We start from the raw sequence: 7,503 nt of genomic DNA, 5'->3' as shown, positions 1-7,503 counted from the left end.
TAGTATGCTTTATAACTTATTATATCGTTATTCTTTGATTAAGTCAATGCTCCTGTGCAGGAAATCTGGAAGTTAATAAATTCTCATTCCTAAATTATCTATTGAGATGTTCAAGACCTTAACCGAGAGGTTTCCAACCTCAAACTTGGCCTCCAAAATCTCAACTGAGCGTCCCAAACCTGAAACTTGACCTCCAAATAAAAAAATGTTCCATCTGAGCGTTATTGCTAAGTCTTTCTATATCTCCCCATCACCCCATCACCCCATCACCCCATCATATCATGTCCGGTTGAACAGTCGTCCCTATCGACGATAGGAAGTAATCTCCCGGCACCCATGAGATTGCTTCCTTCCACTCCGTTCCAGTCGCTGCGGACTTAGCTATAGTAATTATCCTGATTCTATATCACCCCAGAACTTAACCGTGAAACCGCTCAATCAGTTCAATAATTTCCTGGTCATGAAACTCTCTACTGAATTTCTTAATTCGCTGTACAAACGGAATATATTTGTCATTAACCTTCTCCAGAATTTGAACCTGCTTCACAATACCCTTAAAATTACCCTTCATCGCCAACTCATACAAAATATCCAATACCTCAGTATCAGGCGCTATAATCTCCATCTCATCCACCTCCTTCTCCTTTTCTTCTGAGACGGTTTCTCGTTCATACACCCATTCCAAACCCAAATGCTGCTGTAACTTATTTAATAACTCTCTTGCCTGGACTGGTTTCGGCAAAAAATCATTGGCACCAGCTTTAAAACTTCTATACTGGTCAAACTCAAAGACACTTGCAGAAGAAATAAGAATTGGTACATTGGAGAAAATCTCAAACTCCCTAAACAACCTGATCATCTCAAAGCCGTCCATTACAGGCATTATCAAATCAGTAATAACTAGATCGGGCAGAAAAACTCGCGCCTTATCCCAACCTTCTTGACCATTCCTTGCCTCTTCTAATTCAAACCCCAGAGATTGCAATAAATTAACAATCACCGAACGATTTTCCCACTTATCATCCACTGCCAAAATCTTGATCTTTCGAGGTTGACTTTTAATACCTTTAATCAACCCTTTATCACTAGACTGTCCCGACTTCACCCACTCTAGGGAAGATTCTAAAGACAAATCGAACCAAAACACGCTACCTATACCTATTTGACTTTCTACATAAATTTGACTATTCATCATCTGGACAATTTCTTGACTTATTGCCAACCCTAAACCAGTTCCCTCCAATTGGTTTTTCCTATCTCCCACCTGCTCAAAAGGTAAAAATATAGTCTCCAAGTGTTCTGGTGTTATGCCCATACCAGTATCGCGCACCTCAAACCGGAAACCAGTTTCAGAATGACTCACAGTAAAAGTTACCTTACCATCATTAGTAAATTTAATGGCGTTACTCAATAAATTAATCAATACCTGTCGTAACCGTTTTTCATCAGCACTTACACCTTCTGGTAATTCTGCATCACATTCGTAAACTAGATCAATCTTCTTTTGTTTTGCTTTGAAGCGACACATTTCTACAACACCTTGCATAAATGTGGGAAAATAGAAATCAGTAGGCAGCAATTCCATTTTATTAGCTTCAATTTTAGACATATCTAGGACGTCATTAATTAAAGTTAGCAGGTGAGTGCCACATTTATAGATAATTTCCACAGATTTTGAGCCATTTTCGTCCAAAATCTGAGAACGTTGTAGAATCTGAGCGTAACCTAAAATTCCATTAAGTGGGGTGCGTACTTCGTGACTCATATTTGCCAGAAATTCAGTTTTGGCACGATTAGCAATTTCCAATTTTTGATTTGAGCGAGCTAATTCTGCGGTACGCTCTTCTACTCTTTGTTCCAAGGTTTCCCAAGATTCTTTCAGTTGCTCTGCCATACTAATAAATGCTCGCCCTAGTTCACCAATTTCATCCTGACGTTTAGTGGGTAATTCCTGCTGCCATTGACTATTTGCAATTTGATTGGGATTATCCTCAATATTTTTAGCTGCTTTGCTCAAACTTTGAATGGGTTCGAGGAGTCGAAATTTAACTGCTACTAGGACGAGTAATGCTCCAATTACAACAATAAATATAGTCCGGTTAATCAGAAATTGGGAAATAGCAGTTGCTACGGCAATTTTTTCCGAAAAAGGCTTAACAATAACTAACTTCCAGTAGGTATTGGGTATATGAAAAATATCAACGATTGATTTTTCTTCCAGTAACCAGTCATCGTCTATTTCCAATTGTTTGAGTAATCTTGTTGAGTCTGTTATTCCCGCCAAAGGATCGGCGAGAATAACACTCATAAGTTGCGCTTGCTGTGAATTAATTTGATAACTTCGTTGTTCGAGTTGGGCAACAGTTTCTGGTTTGTATTTCAGCATTTGCTGTGCTTGCTCTAAAATTTCTTGATTTATCTTTTCTAGTGCTTCAGCAATAGGAGCAAATTCGGGATGAACTTTGACTAACTCTGAGGCGAATATAAAATCTATTGTAGTGCCATTACTATCTTTATGTATCCGCTTCACTAGGTCGATATCTGGAAAGCTGATAAATTTGTTATCTCGATCTACAATAAAAATATACCCCTGAGTTTTTTGCTGCAAAGCTGTCGTAAAACTTTGTAAACCTTCGAGTCGCACATCGATAGTCACTACCCCAGAAAATTCTCCTTTTTCTTGAGTAGCAACCGTACAAGTTACCATTGGTTGTTGGGAAAAAGGGTCTACATAAGACCTACTCCAGAAACACTTTCCTGGTTCTAAATAAGGCGCGATCGCATACCAGTCTTGATCGTGATAACCAGATTCATTATAGTCATCATAATATTTCAAAGTTCCATCTTGTTCCCTACCCCAAAAGAAACTTCTTTTTTCTACATCAGGATCAAAACGGTAGGGTTCCGGCCAAACTCCACCCCCTGCAATATCCATATCACCTTGAAAATCAATTATTGCTGGTATGAGACTCTGGAAAATTGTTTCTGATTTGGATAATTGTTCGACTGTTAACCCCAGGGTGCGAGTTAAAGCTGCCACTTCTTGAGTACGAACAGTTAAATCTGAGACAGCACTATCGCCTGTTTGTTGAATAAGACGGGATGATTCTCTGAAAACCAGTTTTTTACCTTCCCTATTGATGGTAAACATAAAACTACTAATTAGACTAGAGGCAAATATTCCCAAAATAATCATGGTTTGGGCATTCAAGCTTTTGTACCATTGAACTGGCTGATTTTTGGGCATCGAAGAAATAGGAGTCGATAGAAACTACATTTGGGGTTCATTTTACACGGATTTTTTTGATATTGGGAATAGAAATCTCAACCTAAAGAGGCAGTAGGGGGTAGAGAGTAGGGAGTAGAGAGAAATAATTGATGATTTCTGTGAGATAATTGATTTTCTGTTTTTCTTATTGGAGATGTCTAATACCAATTTGAGAAATATTTGTTACAAATGGTAGAAGTAAGAAAGAAGGCTTTAGTTATCTAGGAGAGAAGGCAGAAGGAGTACATCTCATTGCCAGATAAATCATATGAGTGCCACGAAGATAACCAGAAATCAGTATGGAAAAAAGTTCATCGGAGGATTTCTTATTTTCTCGAAGGATTAATCACAATTATCACCGATTTATATCATGTCCGAATAAAAGGGTATTAAGTATTCAACCGGAGATGATATAAATCCAGATCCGAATAAAATGGTATAAGTATTCAACCGGAGATGATATAAATCCAGATTAGATAATTCACTTACAAATAAAATCTAGTAAATCTCAAGAATTATGAATATTTATCAAAAAATATCAAATGGCCACAATAATAATTTAATTATGTTAATATAAGCAGAATAATAGATTTAAAAACAAACCAAGCAATTTATTTAACAATGTTAAGATACTTTTTTTTAAACAATTTAAATCAAACAGTCCTACTTCAAGGAGATTGCTGGAGAGACCCACCTCAGCTAGTCTGGCTACAGACTACTTCAAATATCTTAATAACTTTTGCCTTTTATTTAATCGCAGCTTTAATTATCTATTTTATTCATAAGCGACAGGATATAGAAATAAATTGGATAATTCCTATTCTAGCAATTTGCATTTTATCCTATGCTACAACCCATCTAATAGAAATTTGGAGTTTGTGGTACCCTAGTGATTTGCTTTCAGGTTGGCTTCAAGCTATTACTGCAATTATTTCTATATCAATTGCCTTCATAATGGTATCATTAATTCCCATAGCATTAACGATTCCTAGTCCAAGTAAATTACAGTTAGTAAATGCTGAATTAGCATCAGAAATTAAACGCCGACAAGAAGCAGAAAAATCAGTTCAGACTCTAGATGCGTTGTTAGAAAAAAGAGTTAAAAATCATATTGCAAGTCTCACTTGGTTAAACAATAAGTTACATCAAGCTCTTAAAAAACAACTGCAAGTTAAGGAACAACTACAACTGAGTCAGTTTGTAATAGAACGTTCTGCGGATGCAGTTTTCTGGATAGCTAAAGATGGAAAATTAATATATGTCAATGATGCAGCTTGTCATTCTTTAGGATATTCTCCAGAAGAATTGCTATCAATGACGATCCATGACATCAACTCAGATTTTCCTAAGAATTCATGGCCATTGCATTGGAATTTATTGAAAAAATGCAGTCACCTGAAAATAGAAGCTTATCATCTCAATAAACACAATAGAAAATTTCCAGTAGAAATCACTCTCAATCATTTAGAATTCAAAGGTAAAGAATATCAATGTGCATTTGCACGAGATATTAGCGATCGCAAAAGAGTTGAAATTTCTCTGCGCAAGTCAGAAGCAAGAGAAAGAAATAAAGCTGAACAACTAGAAATTGCGCTCCAGGAATTGAGACAGACTCAAGCTCAGTTAATTCACACAGAAAAAATGTCTAGTTTAGGTCAGTTGGTAGCAGGTATTGCCCATGAAATTAATAATCCAATTAGTTTTATCTATGGTAATATTAGTTATAGCAATCAATACATCAAAGATTTACTAGAATTGATTAATCTTTATCAAGAGCATTATCCTACTCCTGATGCAGAAATTCAATCTCACATAGAAGAAATAGAGTTAGGTTTTGTTAAGGAAGATTTGCCAAAAATTATGTCTTCAATGCAGAGTGGAGCTGAACGTATTCGTTCCATAGTTTTGTCTTTGCGTAATTTTGCGAGATTGGATGAATCAGACAAAAAATTAGTAAATATTCATGATGGGATTAACAGTACATTGCTAATTTTAAAGAATCGATTAAATCTAGTAACAGGATTAGCAACAGGGATAAAATCAGAGGAAATTAAAGTTATTAAAAACTACGGAGATTTGCCGTTAGTTGAGTGTTATCCAGGACAATTGAATCAGGTATTTATGAATGTTTTGAATAACGCGATTGATGCTTTAGAAATGTCGATTTTATCAAATAGTTGGACATCTCAAAAGAAACAGCTAAATCATACAGTTTTAGATATGAAAAAGCGGTCTCATACTCAGAGAAAAACTACTTTTAACATCAATTCAAAAATCACAAATAAAAATCTGCAAAATTCTCTAGAAAATTTAGGTACTTCTCAGCAAGTATTATTTGTAGATGATAATAAAAGCTCCAAGCAAATAGTTGATTTAGGCAAACAAAATAATCAGGAAAGATTCAAAAAACCAACTATTTCAATTAGTACAGAAATTGTAGATAATCATTGGATACGTATTCGGATTTCTGACAATGGTTTAGGTATGAATGAGCAAATATCTAAACAGATTTTCGATCCATTTTTTACTACTAAACCTGTAGGTAAAGGCACAGGTTTAGGGTTGGCAATTAGTTATAAAATTGTTGTCGAAAAACATGGAGGGAATATTCAGTGTAATCCTGCATTAGGAGAGGGGTCTGAATTTATAATTCAGATTCCAGTCAAACTGAAAAAACAGGAAAAAGTGACATCTTTCAATAAGGCGGGTTGAAGAAGGTGTCAAGTAGTCGGTGGAAGATTTTAGGTGGGATTTTAAAGATGCCAAATGTCAAAATAAATAAGCTATAAGTTATAAGTTATATCTTGAAAGTTGTTTGTTTAATGGGGATTTTGAACAACCCTCCAAAAATATTTCGCTTTTAAAAGTGGGGTTTTAGACCTAATTAATTATTGGGAAAAATACCAGTTAGACAAAATCCCGTAGCATTGGTATAATTAAGCGGATTTGATATTAGATAAAATCCGGTTATAAAACCCACCCAAAAGTTAGCTGATGCAAGAGGCAAAATAATAAGTATTCAACCGTATATTATCTTAGTATTATCTCGATTTGAGTAGTAGATAAAGATTTTCAATATATGAAGATTCAGCAAAGATTCAGGGAAAATTTGTTTGTTTTATGAAAATTTGACGAAATAAATTATTAATTGTCTTGACAAAAATTATGTTGTTCAGTAATATTACCGATAGATTAATTAATTAATTAATTGGGTGCATAACTACTATCAGATCAATCGTTTTGTGGTGCAATCTAAGAGGATACCCTATCAATATGTTTTCTACCTTTTTATTGAATACTTTCTACAAGTTGAACAAATTTAGCTTCAATTCATTTTTTTTGGGAAAAAAGAGAAAAACCCAAAATTGGACGGTAATCTTGAAAAAAAGAACTGTAGGCATCATTTCATTGGAAGCGGAAACTGAAACTCAACTCCCCTTATCACAGTCAAACTCTAAACTCCACAGTCAAGTCTAATTCCAAAAACTGTTAGGATGACTCAGTTAATATTTTTTTAGGGACGTTCTATGGAATCTCCCTAATCTATTAATTATTCCCTATTCCCTATTATTCATAAGCAGTTGAGCTAAATCCCGATTTGATATTACATCATGTCCGGATAATTAGTGATAAAAAACCTTTTCCTTTTGCCTTCTTTACTCCAAAGTATAAGTAGGGTTTGCGCTCAAAAGTCTTATGGGTGAGGGTAGGAGTCAGAAGACAGGAGGCAGGAGGCAGGAAGAGTAAGGAATGAGCGAGAAGGCAGTCGGAAGAATTATCCCTCAATTTCTCTGTCCAAATCTTGCTGTTAATACTAACTTTTTGAGGCTTTTCAACTCAAAGCGAGCGCACTTTTTCCCGACTTAAAAATGCCAAAATCTTTATCTGTAAACACTTTCATTCTTTTGAGCGCAAAAGCTAAGTATTTAACCAGACATGATATTATGTAGAATCCTGGTGATTAATTATTGCATCGCACTCAGAGTCAGGAGTTAGGAGAAATATTAGATTTGAATAGCATGAATTTTTAAATTAGTATTCAATAGAATATTTTTAAGTTGAGAAGGTGATTTTACAATTACTGTATAACCATATTTTATATTAGAGGTTAATTCTAGTAATCCATCTAGACTAAAATTGTGGGTAAAAAAACCTAACTACCTATCCTGTGAAAAGGGGAGAATATTTCTCCTCTATCCTTTTAGTAGAAGGATTATAGGAAAAATCTTAATATA

The 7,503-nt window shown here is 34.9% G+C and carries 2 protein-coding genes; one reads left to right on the top strand and one right to left on the bottom strand.

Annotated features, from left to right (window positions below; translation table 11 throughout):
* Positions 1-418 precede the first annotated feature (418 nt).
* Entirely contained in the window at positions 419-3,247 is a 2,829-nt protein-coding gene (locus ACP6PL_RS25205; protein WP_426548078.1) for a hybrid sensor histidine kinase/response regulator, read from the bottom strand.
* 642 nt (positions 3,248-3,889) lie between these two features.
* On the opposite strand from ACP6PL_RS25205, the gene ACP6PL_RS25200 reads away from it, so the two are divergent.
* Positions 3,890-5,980, top strand: a complete 2,091-nt coding sequence (locus ACP6PL_RS25200) for a sensor histidine kinase (RefSeq protein ID WP_426548077.1) — start codon at positions 3,890-3,892, stop codon at positions 5,978-5,980.
* The last annotated feature ends 1,523 nt before the right edge of the window (positions 5,981-7,503 follow it).

It is taken from the genome of Dapis purpurea BLCC-M126, assembly GCF_050015975.1.
GTDB lineage: Bacteria > Cyanobacteriota > Cyanobacteriia > Cyanobacteriales > Microcoleaceae > Trichodesmium.
The sequence above is the reverse complement of the archived record's forward strand: the minus strand, read 5'-3'. Positions and strand labels throughout refer to the sequence as shown.

Bases quoted from the DNA above. Each gene is read 5' to 3' on its own strand.
- ACP6PL_RS25200 (WP_426548077.1), top strand. From the start codon at position 3,890: ATGTTAAGATACTTTTTTTTAAACAATTTAAATCAAACAGTCCTACTT.
- ACP6PL_RS25205 (WP_426548078.1), bottom strand. From the start codon at position 3,247: ATGCCCAAAAATCAGCCAGTTCAATGGTACAAAAGCTTGAATGCCCAA.